The sequence below is a fragment of the Bacillus sp. GZB genome, assembly GCF_001975995.1.
Lineage (GTDB): Bacteria > Bacillota > Bacilli > Bacillales > Bacillaceae > Bacillus > Bacillus velezensis.
In genome coordinates, this window is sequence record NZ_MTQG01000016.1 from 205585 (window position 1) to 226362 (window position 20778).

The 20778-nt window shown below is 48.9% G+C and carries 21 protein-coding genes; 5 read left to right on the top strand and 16 right to left on the bottom strand.

Annotated elements, in window-relative coordinates; all coding sequences use genetic code 11:
• The first annotated feature begins 105 nt into the window (after window positions 1–105).
• Entirely contained in the window at window positions 106–981 is an 876-nt protein-coding gene (locus tag BXO87_RS06820) for a TetR/AcrR family transcriptional regulator (protein ID WP_038459779.1), read from the top strand.
• Window positions 982–1017: 36 nt separating this feature from the next.
• Here the strand turns inward: BXO87_RS06820 and fumC are convergent, their stop codons facing one another.
• The gene (gene fumC, locus BXO87_RS06825) at window positions 1018–2406 is read right to left on the bottom strand and encodes a class II fumarate hydratase (protein ID WP_014418844.1); all 1389 of its coding nucleotides are present in this window, start codon (window positions 2404–2406) and stop codon (window positions 1018–1020) included.
• A gap of 67 nt (window positions 2407–2473) precedes the next feature.
• Window positions 2474–2659: a YvzF family protein gene (locus BXO87_RS06830; protein WP_003151806.1), complete on the bottom strand. Its 186-nt coding sequence runs from the start codon at window positions 2657–2659 to the stop codon at window positions 2474–2476.
• Between the two features lie 116 nt (window positions 2660–2775).
• Here BXO87_RS06830 and gerAA point away from each other — a divergent pair, with 116 nt between their 5' ends.
• From gerAA to BXO87_RS06845, 3 genes are read left to right on the top strand one after another with little or no spacing between them, the layout of a single operon-like run.
• Window positions 2776–4218 (top strand): spore germination receptor protein GerAA, encoded by a 1443-nt coding sequence (gene gerAA / locus BXO87_RS06835; protein ID WP_007613662.1) that lies wholly within the window; start codon window positions 2776–2778, stop codon window positions 4216–4218.
• Window positions 4193–5293 (top strand): spore germination protein, encoded by a 1101-nt coding sequence (locus BXO87_RS06840; RefSeq protein WP_076851278.1) that lies wholly within the window; start codon window positions 4193–4195, stop codon window positions 5291–5293. The genes gerAA and BXO87_RS06840 overlap by 26 nt, the downstream gene beginning before the upstream one ends.
• Complete coding sequence (locus BXO87_RS06845; RefSeq protein WP_020956323.1) at window positions 5290–6405, top strand: Ger(x)C family spore germination protein; 1116 nt, start codon at window positions 5290–5292, stop codon at window positions 6403–6405. Before BXO87_RS06840 ends, BXO87_RS06845 begins: the two co-directional genes overlap by 4 nt.
• Before the next feature lie 42 nt (window positions 6406–6447).
• Here BXO87_RS06845 and liaR read toward each other — a convergent pair whose 3' ends face one another.
• The 11 genes from liaR to BXO87_RS06900 all read right to left on the bottom strand — a co-directional run bounded on the left by liaR (window position 6448) and on the right by BXO87_RS06900 (window position 16283).
• Window positions 6448–7080, bottom strand: a complete 633-nt coding sequence (gene liaR / locus BXO87_RS06850) for a two-component system response regulator LiaR (RefSeq protein WP_007410060.1) — start codon at window positions 7078–7080, stop codon at window positions 6448–6450.
• Window positions 7058–8140: a two-component system sensor histidine kinase LiaS gene (gene liaS, locus BXO87_RS06855; RefSeq protein WP_003151796.1), complete on the bottom strand. Its 1083-nt coding sequence runs from the start codon at window positions 8138–8140 to the stop codon at window positions 7058–7060. Before liaS ends, liaR begins: the two co-directional genes overlap by 23 nt.
• Entirely contained in the window at window positions 8137–8868 is a 732-nt protein-coding gene (gene liaF, locus BXO87_RS06860; RefSeq protein ID WP_033574865.1) for a cell wall-active antibiotics response protein LiaF, read from the bottom strand. Before liaF ends, liaS begins: the two co-directional genes overlap by 4 nt.
• A gap of 26 nt (window positions 8869–8894) precedes the next feature.
• Window positions 8895–9764, bottom strand: coding sequence for a LiaG family protein (liaG, locus tag BXO87_RS06865; RefSeq protein ID WP_007410058.1), 870 nt, complete (start codon window positions 9762–9764; stop codon window positions 8895–8897).
• A 105-nt stretch (window positions 9765–9869) separates the two neighbouring features.
• Window positions 9870–10547: a stress responsive protein LiaH gene (gene liaH / locus BXO87_RS06870; protein WP_007410057.1), complete on the bottom strand. Its 678-nt coding sequence runs from the start codon at window positions 10545–10547 to the stop codon at window positions 9870–9872.
• Window positions 10548–10560: 13 nt separating this feature from the next.
• Window positions 10561–10941: a protein liaI gene (locus BXO87_RS06875; protein ID WP_007410056.1), complete on the bottom strand. Its 381-nt coding sequence runs from the start codon at window positions 10939–10941 to the stop codon at window positions 10561–10563.
• Between the two features lie 166 nt (window positions 10942–11107).
• Entirely contained in the window at window positions 11108–12376 is a 1269-nt protein-coding gene (locus BXO87_RS06880; RefSeq protein ID WP_038459787.1) for an MFS transporter, read from the bottom strand.
• Between the two features lie 164 nt (window positions 12377–12540).
• Entirely contained in the window at window positions 12541–13110 is a 570-nt protein-coding gene (locus BXO87_RS06885) for a cob(I)yrinic acid a,c-diamide adenosyltransferase (protein WP_038459789.1), read from the bottom strand.
• The gene (locus tag BXO87_RS06890; RefSeq protein WP_038459791.1) at window positions 13107–14333 is read right to left on the bottom strand and encodes an ABC transporter ATP-binding protein; all 1227 of its coding nucleotides are present in this window, start codon (window positions 14331–14333) and stop codon (window positions 13107–13109) included. The genes BXO87_RS06885 and BXO87_RS06890 overlap by 4 nt, the downstream gene beginning before the upstream one ends.
• A complete protein-coding gene (locus BXO87_RS06895) occupies window positions 14330–15376 on the bottom strand; it encodes a FecCD family ABC transporter permease (RefSeq protein ID WP_038459793.1) in 1047 nt (348 codons plus the stop codon). Before BXO87_RS06895 ends, BXO87_RS06890 begins: the two co-directional genes overlap by 4 nt.
• Window positions 15339–16283 (bottom strand): ABC transporter substrate-binding protein, encoded by a 945-nt coding sequence (locus BXO87_RS06900; protein WP_038459795.1) that lies wholly within the window; start codon window positions 16281–16283, stop codon window positions 15339–15341. Before BXO87_RS06900 ends, BXO87_RS06895 begins: the two co-directional genes overlap by 38 nt.
• 187 nt (window positions 16284–16470) lie before the next feature.
• Between BXO87_RS06900 and BXO87_RS06905 the strand changes: the two genes are divergently transcribed.
• Window positions 16471–17262: an SDR family NAD(P)-dependent oxidoreductase gene (locus BXO87_RS06905; RefSeq protein ID WP_003151783.1), complete on the top strand. Its 792-nt coding sequence runs from the start codon at window positions 16471–16473 to the stop codon at window positions 17260–17262.
• 51 nt (window positions 17263–17313) lie between these two features.
• Here the strand turns inward: BXO87_RS06905 and BXO87_RS06910 are convergent, their stop codons facing one another.
• The 3 genes from BXO87_RS06910 to BXO87_RS06920 form a co-directional block, all read right to left on the bottom strand.
• Complete coding sequence (locus BXO87_RS06910) at window positions 17314–18192, bottom strand: SMP-30/gluconolactonase/LRE family protein (protein WP_015418192.1); 879 nt, start codon at window positions 18190–18192, stop codon at window positions 17314–17316.
• Between the two features lie 63 nt (window positions 18193–18255).
• Window positions 18256–19998 carry a HAMP domain-containing sensor histidine kinase gene (locus tag BXO87_RS06915; protein ID WP_020956326.1) on the bottom strand — a complete coding sequence of 581 codons (1743 nt, stop codon included), beginning with the start codon at window positions 19996–19998 and terminating at the stop codon, window positions 18256–18258.
• Window positions 19995–20714, bottom strand: a complete 720-nt coding sequence (locus tag BXO87_RS06920; RefSeq protein WP_003151779.1) for a response regulator transcription factor — start codon at window positions 20712–20714, stop codon at window positions 19995–19997. The genes BXO87_RS06915 and BXO87_RS06920 overlap by 4 nt, the downstream gene beginning before the upstream one ends.
• Window positions 20715–20778 lie beyond the last annotated feature (64 nt).

The window sequence follows — 20778 nt, forward strand, 5'->3', positions numbered from 1 at the left end:
AAAAAACAAGTTACAATCAGGTTAAATTTACGGAATATCAATATGACCATATAGTCATACATGAGAAGCACAAGCCAGCCTCCTGGCTCCGAAAGGGTGGAACCATTGAAGGAAAAAGAAAAGCTGATCATTGAAGCAGCAATAAAACTGTTTGCCCGAAAAGGGTACAAATCTACATCGGTTCAGGAAATCGCCGATGAATGCAAAATCTCAAAAGGCGCTTTTTATCTTTACTTTCCTTCCAAAGAAGCACTGCTTCTATCCATGCTGAATTACTACTATGATAAAACGTTTACCCGAATCACGACGATCCAAACGGAGGGTGACAGTCCGAGAGCCGCTTACCAAAAACAGCTTGCGGTGTTTTACGAATCGATTCTCGCCCATCAGGATTTTATTACCGTGCAGATGAAAGACGGTTCACTTCCTTATACCGAAGAAGCGGCGCAGTGCGGAAAGAGAATCCGCCGGTCGATCCTGCAGTTTCATATCGACAGTCTTCTTGCTATTTACGGAGAAAAAGCTGAACCATACACAGCCGAGCTTTGTTTTTTAATAGAAGGAATCAGTCAGATGTATCTTGAATATCTCATTCTGACCGGCCGGTCCGTACAGCCTTCGCTTCTGGCAAATACCGTGATTCACAGAATTGATGACATCGTAAACGGAATGGCGGACAGACATGATGAAGCGTTTATTTCTCTTGATGAGGCAAGCTCACTGTTTGGGCCCCTTTATAACGGGCAGCCCGATCCTTTAAGTCAATCGATCTTGCAGACCCTCCGCACGCGCATCGGCACGATGGACAAGGCGCAAGCATCTGAATTCACCGAGAGCTTGGATATTCTGGAAGCGGAAATGAAGAAAAAGTCGCCGAAACCGGCAATCATCAAAGGAATGATTTTGAATTTGAAGGAATCCGACCTGCTGGCTGAAGATGCAGAACAGCTCAGATTTTTACTGAAACAGCAGTTTATTTAGAAGAACGGCCGCAATGACTGCAGCCGTTCTTTCTTTTTATGCTTTCGGGTGCACCATATCTTCCGGACGCACCATTTCATTAAATTGTTCTTCTGTCAGAAGGTTCAGCTGTAATGCCGCTTCTTTCAGTGTCAGGCCTTCTTTGTGGGCAAGCTTGGCGATTTTCGCGGCGTTTTCATAACCGATGTGCGGGTTAAGCGCCGTAACAAGCATTAATGAGTTAGAGAGATTTTCCTGAATCGTCTCTTGGTTCGGCTCAATACCGACAGCGCATTTGTCATGGAAGGAATTCATTCCGTCACTGAGCAGCTGCACGGTCTGGAGGAAGTTATAAATAATAACCGGTTTGAAGACATTCAGCTCGAAGTTTCCTTGGCTGGCCGCAAATCCGATTGTCGCGTCATTTCCCATCACTTGCGCGGCGATCATTGTCAGCGCCTCACTTTGCGTCGGGTTGACTTTGCCCGGCATGATAGAGCTTCCCGGCTCATTTTCAGGAATGACGATTTCGCCGATTCCGCAGCGCGGGCCGCTGGCCAGCCATCTGACATCGTTGGCAATCTTCATCAGGTCGGCAGCCAATGCTTTTAACGCGCCGTGAACGTAAGTGATTTCATCATGGCTTGTCAGCGCATGGAATTTGTTAGGCGAACTCTTGAATGTCTGCCCCGTTACTTTTGTGATTTCTTCCGCGACGAATTCACCGAACTGCGGATGGGCGTTGATTCCCGTGCCGACTGCCGTGCCTCCGATGGCAAGCGCGCGGATTTTTTCCGTTGACTCAAGAATCATTTCTTTCGAACGGTCAAGCATGTATACCCAGCCGCTGATTTCCTGTCCGAGCGTCAGCGGAGTGGCGTCCTGCAAATGCGTGCGTCCGATTTTCACAATATCCTGATAAGCTTTCGCTTTTTCATCAAGCGTCGCGCGCAGCTGATCAAGCGCCGGAACGAGCTGCTCATATACGGCAAGAACCGCCGCAACGTGCATCGCCGTCGGGAATGTATCGTTTGAACTTTGGCTGCGGTTAACGTCATCATTCGGATGAATCTTCAGCTCGGAATTTTTTTCTTTCAATAAAGCAGTCGCGCGGTTGGCCACCACTTCATTCATGTTCATGTTGCTTTGCGTGCCGCTTCCCGTCTGCCAGACAACGAGCGGAAAGTTATCGTCGTATTTGCCGTTTAAAACATCGTCACATACAGCGGCAATCGCCTGTGCTTTTTCAGACTCTAAGTTGCCGAGGCGTTCGTTCGCGATCGCTGTGCTTCTTTTCAATATTGCAAACGCCTTCACAACACGCTGAGGCATTTTTTCTGAACCGATTTTGAAGTTCTCTTTGCTGCGCTGTGTCTGAGCGCCCCAAAATTTATCTGCCGGAACTTTAACTTCTCCCATGGTGTCTTTTTCAATTCTGTAGTCCATTTATGTATCCCTCCATAACAGTTGCTTCACCCTGAGTATTATTCGCCAGTAACAGATGAAACCCTTTTTATTTTTCGGCCTTGGCCGTTTTTAATTTCAGCTCAAGATAGACGCGCGAATCCTTTGAGTATTTATACTTCGGATTTGTTTTACGGTATTCTTTCGACGTGTAAGCCACTTCGTAATGCGCTTCAAATGATTTGATGAGCTGTTCAATTTCTTCGGCATTTCCTGCCAGTCTGACTTGTGCCACATCTCTCCTCCGCTTTCATAAAAAAACTTGTACCATTAAATACTTTATCATAGTATATCATTTTTTTAACAGGAAAAGATAACCTCAATTAAGGATTGGAAGGCGGGTGACTGTCGATGGCGCAATCGGAATTCAAGGAATACATACACGTTAATCTGGCACTGGTGCTTCCCCACGTAGAGCAGAATGATGACCTGGTTCAAAATAAAAAGATGCTTCCGAACGGGCTTGTTTTTTATTATATGTATCTGAGTGAAATGAACGACGAAGACAAAATAAAAGAAGCGATTGAAACGCTGCTTCGGGAGGAAGACACTCTGACGCTGGATACGGTGGCGAAACGTCTTGATAAAATCGACGCCCGTCCCGTCTTTACGTCGAAGGAAGCCGTCATCTCCATTCTGCGGGGAAAATGCGCCGTGTTTATTAACGGACTTGACAGCGTATACATTTTGTCCACGGGAAAAAGAGAAAAAAGAAGCGTGAATGAACCCACATCCGAAAAGGTCGTAAGAGGTCCGAAAACCGCCTTCATAGAAGATTCTGATACAAACGTCGCCATGATCAGGCAGCGCACAAACCATCCGAAGCTGAAAACGAAAAAGGTTCCGATCGGAGAAAACAAGTTAAAATACGCCACGGTCATGTACATAGATGATAAGGCGGACCCGTCTGTCGTCAGCGATGTTGTAAAGCGACTCAGCGAAGTGAAGATGGACGACATCCAGGATTCCGGAACGCTTGAGGAACTTATTGAGGATAATAAGTATTCGCCCTTTCCGCAAATACAAAATACGGAACGGCCTGATAAAGTCTCTTCCGCCTTGTTCAACGGCCGCGTCGCCATCCTTGTCGACAACTCGCCGTTTGCGCTGGTGGTTCCGGCTTCTTTAGGAATTTTAATGCAGTCTCCCGATGATTATTATGAACGGTGGATTTCCGCCTCGCTTATCCGGGCGCTGCGGTTTACGTCTATTTTTATCACGCTGTTTTTTTCGTCCATTTATATCGCCCTCGTTTCGTTTCACCAAGGGCTGCTGCCGACGACGCTCGCAGTCACCATCGCGGCGAACAGAGAAAACGTTCCCTTCCCGCCTATCATTGAAGCGATGGTAATGGAAATTACGATAGAGCTGCTGAGAGAAGCGGGCTTGAGGCTTCCCAGCCCGCTCGGCCAGACAATCGGATTGGTGGGCGGAGTCGTCATCGGCCAGGCGGCCGTTGAAGCTAATATTGTCAGCTCCATCATGGTCATCGTGGTCAGCATTGTCGCGCTCGCTTCATTTACAGTGCCGCAGTACGGGATGGGTCTGTCGTTCCGTGTGCTCCGTTTCATTTCGATGTTTACCGCGGCAGCTTTCGGGCTGTACGGTATGATTTTATTTATGCTGGCGATCTACACTCATTTATCGAGACAGCGAAGCTTCGGTTCTCCGTATTTCTCGCCGAATGGATTTTTCAGCTTAAAAAACGCAAACGACTCTATTCTCCGTCTCCCTATTAAAAATCAACCAAAAGAGGCGAAAAACATAAATGAGCCAGAAAACAACTCACAATAAGCTTACAAGCTATCAAGGGACAGCATTGATTTCAAACACGATGCTCGGCGCGGGACTCCTCACCATGCCGCGTGCGCTGTCAGCAAGGGCAAATTCGCCGGACGGCTGGATCGCGTTATGTCTGGAAGGCGTCATCTTTATCTTTTTGATTTATCTCAATACGCTCATTATGAAAAAGCATCAGTACGGATCATTATTTGATTATATGAATGAAGGACTCGGCAAATGGGCGGGAAATATCATCAATCTTATGATCTGTCTCTATTTTATAGGAGTCGCCAGCTTCGAAGCCCGGGCGATGGCGGAAATGGTCAAGTTCTTTTTATTGGAAAGAACGCCCGTGCCGGTCACGCTGTTTATCTTTATCGCCTGTTCCGTTTATTTAATTATCGGCGGCATGAGCGATCTCGGCAGGCTCTTTCCTTTCTATTTAACGATTACGATCATTATTTTGCTGGTGGTGTTTTCTTTCAGCTTTAAAATATTTGATCTGGACAACCTGCGGCCGGTGCTCGGACAGGGGTTTTCTCCCGTTATGGCTTCCTTGACCGTCGTTTCTGTTTCATTCTTAGGAATTGAGATTATGCTGTTTCTCCCTGAGCACATCAAAAATAAAAAGCACACGTTCCGTATGTCGGCCATGGGCTTTGGCATCCCGATTATTTTATACATCATTACCTACGTGCTCGTCGTCGGCGCCTTAACCACCCAGGATGTCAAAACAATGATCTGGCCTACGATTGCGCTTTTTCAATCATTTGAAATCAAAGGGCTTTTTATCGAAAGATTCGAGTCTTTTTTGCTTGCCGTCTGGATTATCCAATTTTTCGCCACCTATGTATCGTACGGATATTTCGCGACATCGGGTCTTAATAAAATTTTCGGGCTGAAGCACAAAAAGGGCATCATTTTCGTAGGCATTGCGACATTCTTCGGATCATTGATGCCCAAAGACGCTAACAAGCTGATGCTGTTCAGTGATATTCTAGGCTATATCTTCTTGGTTTTCTTTTTGCTGCCTTTACTGATGTTTGCAGTCGTCGCTGTGAAAAGGAAGGTGAAAAAAGCGCAATGAAGAAATATATCGTAATCATTCTTTGCACATTGCTTTTAGCCGGATGCTGGGACAGCCGCAATATAGAAGATTTGAGTCTCGTTATCGGCGTCGGGCTCGATAAACCTGAGGAAGAAAACGTGGAAGTGACGCAGCAGATTCTGGTTCCGCAAAAAGCAAGTTCCCAGCAGTCGTCGTCAGGGAGCGACACAACAAAGGTGACTTCCACTTCCGGAGAAACCGTCCATCAAGCCTTACGAACGGCATCATTAAAAAATCACCCCGCTTTCTCCCAGCACTTGCGTATCATGCTGTTTTCCGAGGCGCTGTTAAAGGACGACATCCCGCTTGACGCATTGATGAACCAATTTATCAGGGACAACGGTACGAGAAGAAGCTGCAATGTGATGACGGTGCCGGATAAAACGAAAGATATTTTCAAAATCAGTGACCAGGGAGAGCCTGCGTCAAATACGATCTATGACTTAACGGAGAATAATGCGGTCACCATCCGGATGATGGAGCCCGTGACATTGGGGGAAATATCCGAGAGAATCGCCAAGGGCGAGACCTTTGCCCTTCCTCAAGTTCGCCAAGTGGGCAGCAGACTGGAAATCTGGGGCGCTACCATTATTAAAAATAAATTCTGGTATGCGAATCTAACTCCTTTACAAGTCCAGAATATGAACCTGTTCACAGGCACGGTAAAGGGAGGCGTTACGTTTGCAAAGCATGACAATTATTATTTGTCTTTCGAGGTATTTTCCAGCAAATATGATGTAAAAACACAATATAAAAACGGAAAATTCAAGTTTATCGTTACCCGGTTTGTTGAAGGCCGTCTATCTGAGGATTGGAACCCGAAAGAAGATTCCTTCAAGGAGTCCTATATAAATGAAATCAAAAACGCGGTAAAACGCAGCATTCATTCAGATGTCATGGCATTCATTGATTACATGCAGCATGAGTTGAAAGTGGATATTACCGGGTTAGGCGATCAAGTCCGGATTCATTATCCCGATAAATGGAAAAAGATATCCTCTGACTGGGATCATCACTTCAGTGAATCGGATATTGAATACAAAGTCAAAGTCGCCATCAGGGATTTCGGAACAAAGGGAATGTCCCAATGACCCCGTTCCTCGGGAGAGTGTGCTGGCACCGCTCTCCTTTTCTTATGTCACGAGATGATTGCGGTGGGCATATACGGCTGCCTGCGTGCGGTCACTGACATCAAGCTTTGACAATATATTCGTAATGTGGGTTTTCACCGTTTTAATCGTAATGAACAGCTCTTCACCAATCTCTTTATTCGTCTTGCCTTCCGCGACGAGACAGAGGATTTCCAGTTCTCTTTTTGTCAGCGTTTCATGCGGAAGCTGATTCTCTGAATGGCGCAGCCTTGACAGCACTTTTCCCGCCACCTTCGATTCAAGCTTCGGTTCGCCCTTGGCAGCCGCTCTGATGGCTTCGGCTATTTCTGCCGCCTTGGACGTTTTCAGCAAATAGCTGAGCGCTCCCGCTTCGATCACCGGATACACTTTGTCGTCATCAATAAAGCTCGTCAGCACGATGATTTTCGGGTCATTGAGTGTCGCGCAGATCTGTTTTGTCGCTTCGATACCGTCCATGCCGTCCATGACGAGGTCCATTAAAATCACATCCGGCAAAAGCTTTGCGGCCAGATCGACGCCCTGCTGCCCGTCTGATGCTTCACCGGCGACTTCAATGTCCGGCTGTGCTTCTAAAAATGCGGCCAGACCCATCCTGACCATTTCATGATCATCAATCAGTAACACTCGAATCACTGTCGTTCTCTCCTTTTGTTTTCTGATAAATCGGGACTTTCACGTCGATCTGCGTGCCTTTTCCCTTTACGGAGATAATTTCCGCTATGCCGCCGATTTCACTCGCTCTTTCCTTGATGGAATGCAGGCCGTATGAGGATGCTTTGACTTGATCCATCGTAAAACCCGCCCCGTTATCAATGACTTTAAGCTGAAGTTTTTGATGTTTCGCGCCGAGCCTGACGGTGACCTTGGTCGCCTTTGAATGTCTGAAAACGTTGGAAAGCGCCTCCTGCACGATGCGGAACAGATGGTCTTCAACGCCTTTTGACACACCCGTATCGCTGATGTCCCACTCAATATCCAGCGGCTGCTTCGCTTTGAACTCTTTTAACAGCTCAATCAGCCCTTCTTTTAAGCCTTTTCCTTCTAAAGTGACGGGCCGCAAATGCAATAGCAGCGCTCTCATCTCGTTTTGCGCTTCCCCCGCCATATGTTCAACCATGCGAATCCGTTTGACGATTTTGTCATCCGCATCTTTCACCTGCTCTAAGACGGCGGATGTCATCATAGAAATGGCAAAGAGCTGCTGGCTGACGGCATCGTGCAGATCGCGCGCCAGCCGCTGGCGTTCTTCAGTGATGACCGATTTTTTCATTTGATCCTGCCATTCCGCACGTTCGTTGGAGAGCTTTTGCAGCGATGTGACCTGAAGCTCGACCCGCTTGGCCATTTCGTTGAGCTGATCTGCCGCCAGACCGATTTCATCATCGCCGAGCGGCGGCACCCGATAAGCAAAATTGCCGTTTTCAAATTTCAAAACCGCTTCAATCAGTGTATCCATCCTTGTTTTCAGGCGGCCGCCGTATACATAACCGGAAATCAATCCCGCCGAAAGAGACGCCAGAAGCAGGATCACCACAAACGGAATACCGAACCAGCCGGAAGAAAACAACAGCATTGGGTCAAGCCCGTAATACAGCAGCATCAGCGTAATAAACACCGCGCAAAGGAGCAGACTGAGTCCCGCGGTCATCCGCATGGCGCGCCACTGAATATTGGCGAGTAATTTTTTCCTCATAAATACTTCACATCCACATCGCCGATGAATAACGAAATTGAAATTTTAATCCGCCGCGGCGAGTCGCCGTACTCAGACGATACTTTATACAGATTCGGGCTCATGCCGCTTTTCTTAGAGCCGAGCAGGTTCATTTCGCCGATAAAAGCCGATGAACTGACGGACACTTCGATATCCGGCGGGACGTACACATCGACATTGCCGATGACACCGCTGATGGTCATCGTGCTTTCTCCTTCGGGAATCATCGCTTTTGACAAATCAATTTTCACATCGCCGATGAATCCGGAAACATTTAAATCATTCAGCTCAAACGGGTCCTTCATCATCCGGAGCTCGCCGATAAAAAAGCTGCGGAGGTCCGGCTGTCTGCTTTCCGTCTGGGCGGAAGGCTTTGGCTGCTCTTCTTTTTCAAGATTGATTTTCTTCTCTTTATGTTCATGCACGCGCTTTCCTTTCAGGAGCCTGTAGCCCGCGTATATGAGAAAGGCGGCGAAGGCATAGCCGAACAGGTTAAAGGTGGCGCTGAACAGGTTCCTCAAAAATAAAAAAGCGGCGAAGATATACAGGACGGAGCCGAGCCAGCCGCGGGAATATTTATTAAAAATATAACCTGTGATCAGAAAAAAGAGCGGCCAAAACAAGAAGTCGCCGATGCCGATAATACGCAAAAACATGCTGACGCCTAATAAGGCGATGATAAGTCCGAGAATCTGTTTTTTTGCCATCAGCTGCTTGCCCCTCCTTTCCTTGACTATTGCAGTGCAATATTGCCGCTCGTCACTTTTATATCAATCGGCCTGGCGCCGCTGCCTTTCATGCCGGTAAATGCCCCGCCTTCCTTACTCGTTTTCTCAAAGGAATAAGACGGCCGAATCCTTCCGCTTGCCGTCTCGGCGTTCACCGTAAAACTTCCGTCTTTCGGCAGGCTGATCGCTGCGCTGCCGCTCGCAAGCCTGACGGATACGGGAGCATCCGCCGTCTCAAGCGAGGCATCGACACTGCCAGAAGCGACCCGCACGTCAAGGGCGCCCGCCACATGTTGAAGCCCGACATGTCCCGAGGATAAACGGACAGCCCCCGTTTTTGCCGCAAGGCCTGCTGCTGTGAGATTGCCCGACAGCCCCTTCGCTTCAAACACATCCGTCTTCACGTGCTTCAGCGACATGTTCCCGCTTACAGAACGGACGCCGAGGTGCGCAAGAGACAGCCCCTTGTTTCCGTCGACGGCAATGCTGCCGCTTGATGTATGGACGGTGATGTCCCGATGATAATCATACGGAATGCGGACAATCAGCAGAGGGCGCTGAAAGAGATTCAGAAATTGGAACCCTTTCTCCTTCGCTTTGAGATTGAGGGTCTTTCCCCTGCTTTGGACAAACATTTTCCCCGCCGGTCCCGTCATGTTTGCCGCGATATCATTCCGCGCTTCCGCGATGATTTTTACATCCGTCTGTTCCGATGAAACCGACAGGCTGTTGACGGCACGCGGCGGTATGCTTGCCGATTCCGCTTCTGTTTCGCACAGCGGAAAAAAACGCCCGGCAAACACTTCTTTCACCAAAAACAGACAGCAGATCAGAACGGACGCCGCCATCAGTCCTTTGGCAATCTTACGCTTCATTACGTTCCATCCTTTTTCATTCATTTTATTATAAAGGAAAAGCCGGATAATTGATACGTGCGTATAGGGAAGAGGCGTAAACGCGCCGATCTTCCCTTGTGCACATTATTCATGAGCCGCTTTTTGACGCTCTGTTTTTTCCAGAGAAAGCGAGCGCATTTTTTCAATCTCAGCTTCCACCTCGTCTGAATATTGGGAGCGGCTGTATTCTGTGTTCGCCTCAGCTGAAGTGCCGTATTTGACGCGGACTTCCATTTCTTCAATGCGGCTTTCCATTCGAAGGAACTCTCTGTAGGCGCTTTCGCTGTCAATTTTGTCGAAAGAAGCGTTCATATGTTCCTTCGCATTTGCCGCGTTTGCGCGGGCGATGAGCGCCTGTTTTTTATCCTTTACGTCGCGGAGGCGCGTTTCTAAAGTTTCCAGCTGCTCTTTCAGCTCTGCCAGCTGTGTTTTCGCCTGCTCATACGCTTTTTCATGTTCGGCCGCTTTTCCCTCAAGGTATTTCATTTCAGTCAGCGCCTTTTTCGCCAGCTCCTCTTCCCCGGCATCAAAAGCAAGCTGAGCCTGGTTTTTCCGTTTTGCCGCCGTTTCGGAGGCGTCTTCCTGTTTTTTCTTAAACTGATGGACGATCGTATGCTGTTTGACAATCGTTTGTTTCGCCTTAGCGATGTCACTTTCCATATCACGCACATATTGATTCAGCATGACTTTCGGATTTTCTAATTTATCAAGCCCTTCGTTAACAGATGCGACGAACATATTTCTTATTCTTTTTAAGACCATTTTGTCTTCCTCCTTATTTTTTCTTCAGAAATTCTTCCCATTCAGAGTCAAATCCGGATTGATAGCCCGGTGATGCCGCTTCCGGTTCATACTGGCGGGAAGCGGTATCTGAGCCGCCCTGCTTCATCATCTTCCACCCGAAATACACCATGGCGCCGGCCAGTCCGATCGCAACGATAAATGGAAGAGAACCGACGAGAATCATAGCTCCGATGACGCCCGCGATGATACCCGATACCGCCCGGCCTTTTGAAAAACGTTTGATTCCCCAGTAAAGCATCAGGCCTCCGATCGCCAGCGGGATGATAAATGCGAAATGGCCTCCTCCGAAAAAGACAGAAAGTCCGAACACAATCAGCAGAAAGCCGCCTGCCGTTTTACCATTTATATTCATGCAGATCCTCCTTTCGTTTTCCTTGTCTTTACTATAAACAAATCCCGCGGCCGGCAAAACGAGTCAGAGATTGATTTTCATATCAGACCGGAGTCGTATAAGCCCCCGGACCTTCGCATAAAAAAACGCCGCTGCACCGGACGGCGCAGGGCGTTTCACGAAAAATCTATATTCTGATGCTCGCTTCTTTTTCTCTGATGAGATCTGAGCGTTCGGCTTTGGCCAGCTTCGTAAAGAACAATATTCCGAGACCGGACAGGACTTCAACGAGACCGCCGGCGGCAATGACTTTTCCGGGACCGAAGGCGTTAGCCGCGTATCCGCAAAGAACCGCGCCGAGCGGAATGGATATGTTTGAGATCATATGGATGACGGCATAGACTTGCGGCTGGTCATCATGGTCCACAGACGTCTGAATAATCGTATATTCCGGCACATTAATCGCGCTGACGGCAGATCCGAACGCAAACGCGGCGAGGAAGACGAGCGGCAGAAAAGTGTTGAGGCCGGTGATGAAAAATGCCGCTCCTTCTATGATTCCCGCTGACACAAACAGGAGACCGTATTTGTTCACCTTCACCTTAGCCAAAATAAAACCCATTAAAAAGGCTCCGCCCGTGCCTGTCGCTTTCAAAAGCGAGTAGATGATCGGCGGCATGTTTAAATCTTCGGCGACATAAACGGCAGAGAGCGCCTCCCACGGAGCGGCCGCAAAATTCATGAAGATACAATAGATGGCGAGCGGGTATAAAATCTGGTGTTTCCTGACAAGAACGAAACCCCGTTTGAGCCTTCCGAAATACGTCCCGCGCTGTCTGACAGCGACGGTATCCTGTTTGGCATGCTGGACTTGGTATGACATAAAAAGTACGAGAAAACCTGATAGAAGATAGAATATAAGAGCGATAAACAAAGAATAAGCGGGACTGATAAATGTTAAGAACACCCCGCTCAGCGTAATGGCGGCAAGCCTGACGATCTGGCCTGATGACTGGATGACCGCATTCGCTTTCTGCAGGCTGTTTTCTCCGACAATATTGGGGATTAATGAGATAGATGCGGGATTATAAGCGGCTCCCGTGGCTGAATGCACAATCATGAGAAGCATGACAAACCATAAAGGAGAAAAACCGTTAAAATAACAGATCGGAATGATCAACACGACCGCCGCGCGCGTGAGATCGGAGAAATACATCCAGAATTTCAGCGTATGCTGCTTCATAAAAGGCCCGGTAATCGGCGCCAGCATCGCCTCCGGAAGGAACGTGACCGCAATTAACAGGGACGTGCCGATCGCGCCTTCCCCGTCAAAAATCAAAAACCACAGAATGGAATTAAAGGCAAAACCGTCGCCTGACAATTTAACTAGCCTTGAGATAAACAGAAGGGTGAAATTTTTATTCCAGATGCTCTCGCTCTTATTATATGTATCCATCTATCAAATCCCCCATTATTTTACAATGTTTCTTATAATATCTCATTTTTTAATTTTTCAGTCAATAATGCATAAGATACATTTTCCTTCTGTCAATAAAGGTTCAATTGATGGATATCTCTATAAAAAAACAGCCGGCTTGCAGCTGCCGGCTGAACAAAACGTTATTCATCATCACGGAATACCGCGGCGCTTCTATCATACTCTATATCCTGAACGCCCTGTCTTGCGTTAACCGCTCTTGCCGCCGCGAAAAAATAATCAGACAGGCGGTTCAAGTAACGCATCACCGTATCATTTATCTCTTCTGTTTTGCCCAGTTTCACGACGAGACGCTCAGCCCGTCTCGTGACGGTCCGCGCGATGTGAAGCTGAGCAGCCGCCTTATGCCCGCCCGGAAGAATAAATTTCTCAAGCGGGGGCGCTTCAGCCGTGTAACGGTCTATGCAGTCTTCCAATGCGGAAATCGATGTCTCTCTTAATGTATAGCTTCTATGTTCAGTGACCGTCGCCAAGTCGCCGCCGCAGTCAAACAGCTCATGCTGAATGTTTCGGAGTTCGGCTTTCACATCACCGCAATTCTCACAATCATCAAGCTCCGCAAGCGCAAGCCCGATAAAGCTGTTCAGCTCATCGATCGTCCCGTAGCTTTCAACCCGCAGACTGTCTTTATCCGTTCTGCCGCCGATCAGGCTTGTTTGTCCTTTATCGCCGGTTTTCGTATACAGCTTCATCGTTGTATTCCTCCTTCTTCCGCCGCTTTTACACATGCCGCGGTTCCTCTTCTGACGGCTCTTTCCGCGTGAGGGACGTCCATCGCCTCTCCTGTCTGCAAGGCACAAATGACAATGTCGCCTTTTGCCTGTCTGCCGGAAAGAGCCTGCATTCTCGCTTCAGCCGCTGCCGTTAACAGCCTTACAAATCCCTGTTCCGATAAACGTCCGCTGATCAGCACCCAAACGGCATGCTGCGCAGTCACTGCAATTGTGACCGAATCAAACGTACGGCAGATCAAACCAGCGGCCGCTGAGCCGGAAAGCCGGCGGCTCCACGAAAAGCCCGGGCCGTCAGATGCGGTTGACAACATTCTGAACGGCCGTTCTGTATGAAGCGTTACGGTATTTCCGCTTTTGTTTATCAGAGAGGCGAACGGAACGCTGACGGGCTCTCTTTCCTCCCGCGCTTCCGGCATGAAAGCGATCAGCGGTTTCGGCGACGATTGCTGGGCAACAGCGCTGACGGTGATGCCGTAAATGTCTTCAATCGTCTCTTTTTTCAAAGCCTGATCCGGCGTCTGCTTCGGAAAAGCGCGCCCGTCTTTCATCATCAGAAGCTGATCACAATATTGGCCTGCGGCGTTTAGGTCGTGAAAAATACTGATGACCGTCAGGCCTCTTTCTCTCGTCAGCCGCTTCACCGTATCAAGCAGGTCTTTCTGATATTTGAGATCAAGAAAGGTCGTCGGCTCATCCAGACACAGTACCTCTGGCTGCTGAGCCAGCGCCTGCGCCAGATAGACGCGCTGCCGCTCCCCGCCGCTCAGATTGCGGACGGATTGCTGCGCATATCGGTCGATGCCCGTCATTTCCATCGCTTCCCGGACAATGTCTTCGTCATGTTGATCCATCTGTCTGAAGAGTCCTTTTTGATACGGGTATCTGCCGAAGGACACCGTTTCCTTAACGGAAAATGTAAAGGCTTGCTCCGTATGCTGCGGCAAAACGGCCATGATTTTCGCAAGTTCCCGCGGCCTGTATCCGCCGACGGGCCTGCCTGCTACGAGCGCCTCGCCTTTTGACGGAGAGAGCATTCCCGTCAGCAATTTCATCAGCGTTGTTTTTCCCGAGCCGTTCGGACCGAGTATGCCGACAAATTCACCTTTTCCGGCGGTAAAGCTGACATCTTCCACAATCATCCGGCCTCCGTACCCGCCGGACAGGCTGCTCACCCTGATCATAAGCGTTTCCCTCCATGATGCTGGCGAAGCAGAATCAAGGCAAACACAGGCGCTCCCGCCAAAGCGGTCATAATGCCGATCGGCAATTCGACAGGCTCAATGACGGTGCGGGAAAACAAATCCGCCAAAATGAGAAACCCGGCACCCGTCAATGCTGACAGCGGCAGTAAATGGCGATGATCCGTTCCCCATAAAAGCCGTGTCACGTGGGGAATGACAAGGCCGACAAATCCGATCGTCCCCGAGACGGCAACCGCTCCTCCCGTCAGCAGAGATCCGGCGGCGATCATCAGCAGTTTTCTTTTTCCCGTACTGACGCCTAACAGCCTTGCCTTTTCTTCTCCATAAGTCATAATGTTTAATTCTCTGCCATTGATAAGCAGAAGCGCCGTCCCGGCCAGAAAAAAAGGCAGAAACAGCGCGACATAGCCCCAGCCCCTCATTGACACGCTTCCTAACAGCCAGCGGACAATCGGGAGCAGATCATTTCCCGTTAAAGCGATCACAAGCGAAATGAGAGCCCCGAGAAAAGAATTCATGATGATGCCTGTCAAAATGAGCGTCGAAACCGACATCGACGCATGAACGAGGCGGCTGAAAAACAGAACCGCCGCCATGACCGTAATCGCTGCGGCGATGCTGACAACCGGTAGTGTGAACCGGCCGATGACGGGAATCTGAATGCCGAAAAACAAGGTGATAACGGCTCCCGCCGAGGCTCCCGAAGATACCCCGAGTGTATAAGGGTCGGCGAGCGGATTTTTCAGAAGTCCCTGAAACGCCGCCCCGGCAATGGATAACGCGGCTCCGACAAGAGCGGCCAGAACGACTCTCGGCAAACGGATATTCATCATAATATTTACATTCATGGGATCAACAGAGGATGTCCGGCCGATCCCGATCAAAAAAACGTCGGATAAAGGAATATGCAGACTGCCGATTGAAATGCCGAGTGCCGTACAAACGGCTAAAAACAGCAGGCTGACCGTGTAGGCCAGCGGGCGGTTACTTTTTAAACGTTTCAGGATAAACGCTTTCTGCAAGCTTCTCGACCCCTTTGACAAGGCGCGGGCCTGAGCGTGTGACAAGGTCAGGATCAACAGAATAGACATTGTGGTGTTTGACCGCATTGACGGCACCCCAGCCGGCGCGTTTTTCCACTTCAGCGGCCTTTACGCCGTCTGTCGTAATGATGACGTCCGGATTCATTTTGACAATCGCTTCATCCGTCAATTGCACCCAGCCGGTCTGGCTGCCGGCGGCGTTTTTCGCGTGTATATCTTTAAGCATTTCGTTCATAAACGTGCCTTTCCCCGTCGTGTAGCCGTCAGGAGACACTTCGACGAATACTTTCTTTTCGTCTTTTTCAGAAATGGCCGCCGCTTTCTTTTCTATGCCGGAAAGGTCGGATTTCATCGATTTGATCAGCTTATCCGCCTGCTTTTCTTTGCCGGCCGCTTTTCCGATCATGCTGATAGATTTGTATACGTCTTGGAACGATTGCGCATCATTGACCGTTAAGACGGTGATGCCCGCATCTTTCAGTTGCTTCATCGCATCGGCGGAAGCGGACATAGAGGACGCGTGGGCAAGCACGAGATCCGGCTTCAGCGCGATGACTTTTTCAGCGTTCACATTCATATCTCCGACTTTCGGTTTTTTTACCGCTTTTTTCGGATATGTATCATTTGTCGTAACGCCTGCGACCTTATCTCCCAGTCCGAGCGCGTATGTAATTTCCGTATTGCTCGGCATGAGGGAAACGATTTTTTCCGGTGCCTGCTTTATGGTTACTTTTTCGTTCGCGGCATCCTTAATGGTTACCGGGAATGCTTCGGTTGAGACGGCTTTTTGTTTGGCCGCGCTTCCTTCTTCCTGTGCGCCGGAACAGCCGGCGATCACAAAGGCGGTGACCAAGAGCGCCGCCCAGACGGCAGTGATCTTCTTCATTCTTTTAACTCCCCCTGATTATGGTAAACGATTGTCTCTTTGACATTCGTATCCTTTTTTCGCAGTAATTATACTATAAGTCTTTAAGGCTTGTATATCCGGCCTTTTTGCATGAAAGCAAATTGTTCGTACACACTAAAATTCATCATGTATACTGTTACACAATGGCGTAAAAAGGAGGATTATCATGGAATTACAGCTTGAACGAAAGCTCGTGTTGATTACAGGATCGACTTCAGGCATCGGAAAAGCCGCGGCAAAAAGCTTTTTAGCCGAAGGCGCCGAGGTGATTGTAAACGGAAGAAAAAAAGAAACTGTGGAACGGACGGTTGAGGAGCTTTCCGCTTACGGAACGGTTCACGGCATCGCTGCGGATTTATCGCGTCAGGATGAGGCGGATGACTTGATCAAGCGCGCCGGCGGAATCGGGGAAGTCGATATTCTCGTCAATAACCTCGGTTTTTTTGAAGTAAAGGACTTCGCTGAGGTGTCTGATGACGAATGGACTCGGTATTTTGAAGTGAATGTTATGAGCGCCGTGCGCCTGTGCCGGCGTTTTCTGCCGCAAATGCTCGAAAGAAACAGCGGACGGATTCTGAACATCTCCAGTGAAGCCGGTGTCAAACCGCTTGCGCAAATGATTCCGTATTCAATGACGAAAACGGCGTTAATCAGCTTGTCCCGGGGAATGGCGGAAATGACGAAAGGCACAAATGTCACGGTCAACTCCGTGCTGCCGGGACCGACATGGACCGAAGGCGTCGCTTCTTACATGGAAGGAGCCGCAAAGGCTGCCGGAGAAGACACAGACAGCTTCGTCCGGGATTATTTTAAAGTGAATGAACCGACATCATTGATTCAGCGCTATGCAACCCCGGAAGAAGTCGCCAATACGATTGTATTTCTCGCTTCATCAGCGGCTTCTGCCATTAATGGCACCGCACAGCGGGTTGAAGGCGGCATCATCCGCTCCATTTAACACAAAAAAGCCCGGCACAATGGGAACTTCCCCATATGCCAGGGCTTTTTTTTACATCATGCCTGCAAACGGAACCGGCTCCCAGCCGCCCGTCTCAAGCTCTGCTGAAAACAGGCCGCCCGCATGCGGCTGCTCAAGTCTTTCGGCTTCCGTCAATTTTTCCGTCGCGGTCGTAATGTATAACGTGTTCAAGTCTCTGCCTCCGAACGCGCAGCAGGTGACGTATTTCGCCGGAACTTCGATAGATGCAATTTCCTTATGCAAAAACGGGTCAATCCGGACGGCACGGCCGCCTCCGAACAGAGCCACCCACAGCATTCCGTCACGGTCAATGGTCATTCCGTCGGGAGATCCTTGCGACTCCGGAAAGCGGTAGACCGTTTTCGGATCTGATACGGCTCCGGTTTCAGGATCATATGAATAACAGACGATTTCCTGCGTCGGAGTATCGATATAGTACATCAGGTTTCGGTCCCGATCCCAATCCAAACCGTTCGAGGTGGAGACCTGGTCTTTTATTTTGGCAAGGCTGCCGTCCGTATTCAGACGGTACAGCGAAGCCTCCTCTTCTTTGCCTTCCATGCTCGTCGTTCCCGCCCATAATCTGCCGGACGGATCGCATTTTGCGTCATTGAAACGGATATCTTCCCGCATGTCTTTCGGCTGCTTCATCTTCGTCAATGTGTCTTCCCGAAGATTGTACAGGTAAAAACCGTCTTTCATCGTCATCACCAGCTCTTCCTTTGAATACAAGGCCAGAGCCGTGACAAATGATTTGAATTTAACGGAACGGTTGATTCCGTCAGCCGGAGTGAAGATATGCAGCTGGCTGCCCAGTATATCCACCCAGTACAGGCATTGCTTGTCCTTGTCCCATAAAGGGCCTTCTCCGATAACTGCTCTCGTATCTGCTCGTAATGCTGCTTCCATGTGTGAACACCTCTTTTGCTTGTCAGTCTTCTATTGTTATTCCCGACAAAGCGGCGTCCAAACTCAATCTTTTTTAAAAAGAATCGTAATCACCGTTCCGGCGCTGATTCTGCTGTTGACATGGATGGTTCCGTTATGAAGGTGAACCAGCTCCTTGGCAATGGCGAGCCCGAGTCCCGTTCCTTCTGACGGTCCCTTCGTATTCGTTCCCCGGTAATAACGGTTAAACAGCTGGTGAATCGTTTCGTCGTCCATTCCTCTTCCGTTATCTTTCACCTTCAGAATGAGCTGTTCGGCTGATTCCTCAAGCACGACCCGAATGGCGGTCCCTTTCTTATTATGCTTAACCGCGTTTGCCAGCAGATTCTCCAGAATACGGCGGAACCACGCTTCATCAATGGCGAAAAGAATGTCTTCCTTTTTGGTTTCAAAGGCGATGTCATAGCCTTCCGAGAACGTGTTTTTCGTGAAATCGTTCGTGACGTTTCTGATAAACGGCACGACGTTGATCAGCCGCCGTTCGATCGGGAGGGCCGCGTTTTTGAGGCGGTATGTTAAGTTTAAGTCCTCAATCAGCTTCGACATATATTCTGATTTTTCCCGGACGATCTGCCCCATTTCTTTGACTTCTTCCGGGGTCCAGTCGTATTGCTTCGATTCAAGCATCATGCTGTAGCCGTAAATCGTGCTCAGCGGGGTTTTTAAGTCATGGCTCAGCCCGGCGATCCACTCTTCCCTTGTCGCCTGGATTTTTTCTCTGTTTTTCTTATCCCGCTTCAGCGTGTCGGTCAGCTGATCCATCGATTCGAAAATCTCGGCGAAAAAGCGGAACGGCTGTTTTGTTTTGCCTTTTTTGTTTTTGCTGACCGGCTGTCCTTTGCGGTTCTTCGGCTCTTCAAGCCGGCCCTTTGATAAATTGACGAGCCATTTGATGGTATGAAACAGCGGCCAGCCGAAACGGAAAGAGTACCAGATGGTCAGGATGCAGATCATAAATACCAGGATTCCGATCAAGAGGAAGAGGGTTTTCATCACATTTCTCAAAAATGATTTGTTAAACTCGTGATCGGGGATGTACACGGGGTTCGGCACCGACGCGACCATCCATTTCGTTTTATCGAGTCTTTTAAAAGAAATTTCCCGTTTGTAATTCCACGGCTTGGAACTGTATTTCAGCAATTCAAGCTCATTGACGGTGCTCCGTTCTTTTTTCGTGCTGTTGATATCCCCGAGCAGTCTGCCGCTGTCTTCGAGAAGGTAGACCGCCCCTTTTTCCCGTTTAATATAATCAACCGTGCTCTTTTTATATTGAGAAAGGGAAGCGAGGGATGGCTCCTGTGATTCGATGTAAGTGAGAAGCTGCTCACTGGCGGATTTCCAGCCGAACAGAATCAAATAGGTCTCATCATTTATCGTGACCGTCCAGTAATTCAGCTTGTAGTTGTCAAAATTCCGGTACTGGTAAATGGATAAGAGATCTTTTCTGCTGTAATGGCTCGGGACGTCTTTCGGCACTCTGTACGCGTAGTCCGTTTTTTCATTATCATTAATGATCTGCAGCCAGCCCTTCTGCTTTCGGACCGACATCTTTAAAAACTCATCGACATCCCATGTGCCGTCTTCGTTTTTATCAAGCCACGCTTCAAACGAGTCCGCGGTCGCTTTGGTCAGTCCCGCATTGGCTTCCGCTTCGCTGAAACGCCAATCCAAATAGAAGAAAGAAGCGACGGCCAAAACGGACATCAGCAGGATGACAAGCAGCAGCTGTCCGAAAAAGTGGAGCAGAAATTTTCCGCGCATTCTCATGAGCGGGTTCCTTTTTCTCCTTGATCGGGAATAAACCGATAACCGAGGCCGCGCACCGTTACAATATAAGACGGATTGCTGGGGTCTTTTTCAATTTTTTCTCTGAGCTTGCGGATATGCACCATGACGGTGTTGTTGTCGCCGTAAGACGGATATCCCCATACTTTTTCATAGATCTGATCTTTTGAGAGCACCACATCAGGGTGTTCACAGAAATATTGAAGCAATTGCAGAAGCTGTGCGGAGCAGCTGACGGGCTCGCCCCCGACGATCAGCTCGGCGTTTTGCGGTGAATAGGAAAAATGACTGTATGAATACGTCTTTACCGCCGTTTTCTCTTCGCGCTTATAGGTTCTCTTTAACGTCGCTCTGATCCGCGCCGCCAATTCGAGCGGATTAAACGGCTTTGTTATATAATCGTCAGCTCCCAATGCAAATCCTGACAGCTTATCCGCATCAGAAGAACGGGCGGTCAGAAAAAAGATCGGAGCGTCGGTATAGTTCCGGATTTCGGTGCATGCTTCAAAACCGGACATGCCTTCCATCATCACATCCAGCACGAGCAGATCCGCGGTTTCATGTTTAACAAACTCGATCGCTTCCTCAGCGCTTCCGGCTGTCTTAATGTTGTGATAGCCTTCTTTGACGAGAACGCGTTTGACCATATCAACGATCGCCTTCTCATCGTCTACAATTAAAATTGACGCATTTTCCACCTTGGACGTTCCTTTCTCTTTGTTTTTTTCATCATATCATTATATGGATAAGATTTGGTACCTT

What these genes read in the sequence shown, in the direction of transcription:
- fumC (WP_014418844.1), bottom strand. Translation starts at nt 2,406, where the DNA reads ATGGACTACAGAATTGAAAAAGACACCATGGGAGAAGTTAAAGTTCCG.
- gerAA (WP_007613662.1), top strand. Translation starts at nt 2,776, where the DNA reads ATGGCGCAATCGGAATTCAAGGAATACATACACGTTAATCTGGCACTG.
- BXO87_RS06840 (WP_076851278.1), top strand. Translation starts at nt 4,193, where the DNA reads ATGAGCCAGAAAACAACTCACAATAAGCTTACAAGCTATCAAGGGACA.
- BXO87_RS06845 (WP_020956323.1), top strand. Translation starts at nt 5,290, where the DNA reads ATGAAGAAATATATCGTAATCATTCTTTGCACATTGCTTTTAGCCGGA.
- liaS (WP_003151796.1), bottom strand. Translation starts at nt 8,140, where the DNA reads ATGAGGAAAAAATTACTCGCCAATATTCAGTGGCGCGCCATGCGGATG.
- liaF (WP_033574865.1), bottom strand. Translation starts at nt 8,868, where the DNA reads ATGGCAAAAAAACAGATTCTCGGACTTATCATCGCCTTATTAGGCGTC.
- liaG (WP_007410058.1), bottom strand. Translation starts at nt 9,764, where the DNA reads ATGAAGCGTAAGATTGCCAAAGGACTGATGGCGGCGTCCGTTCTGATC.
- liaH (WP_007410057.1), bottom strand. Translation starts at nt 10,547, where the DNA reads ATGGTCTTAAAAAGAATAAGAAATATGTTCGTCGCATCTGTTAACGAA.
- BXO87_RS06875 (WP_007410056.1), bottom strand. Translation starts at nt 10,941, where the DNA reads ATGAATATAAATGGTAAAACGGCAGGCGGCTTTCTGCTGATTGTGTTC.
- BXO87_RS06880 (WP_038459787.1), bottom strand. Translation starts at nt 12,376, where the DNA reads ATGGATACATATAATAAGAGCGAGAGCATCTGGAATAAAAATTTCACC.
- BXO87_RS06885 (WP_038459789.1), bottom strand. Translation starts at nt 13,110, where the DNA reads ATGAAGCTGTATACGAAAACCGGCGATAAAGGACAAACAAGCCTGATC.
- BXO87_RS06890 (WP_038459791.1), bottom strand. Translation starts at nt 14,333, where the DNA reads ATGATCAGGGTGAGCAGCCTGTCCGGCGGGTACGGAGGCCGGATGATT.
- BXO87_RS06900 (WP_038459795.1), bottom strand. Translation starts at nt 16,283, where the DNA reads ATGAAGAAGATCACTGCCGTCTGGGCGGCGCTCTTGGTCACCGCCTTT.
- BXO87_RS06905 (WP_003151783.1), top strand. Translation starts at nt 16,471, where the DNA reads ATGGAATTACAGCTTGAACGAAAGCTCGTGTTGATTACAGGATCGACT.
- BXO87_RS06910 (WP_015418192.1), bottom strand. Translation starts at nt 18,192, where the DNA reads ATGGAAGCAGCATTACGAGCAGATACGAGAGCAGTTATCGGAGAAGGC.
- BXO87_RS06915 (WP_020956326.1), bottom strand. Translation starts at nt 19,998, where the DNA reads ATGAGAATGCGCGGAAAATTTCTGCTCCACTTTTTCGGACAGCTGCTG.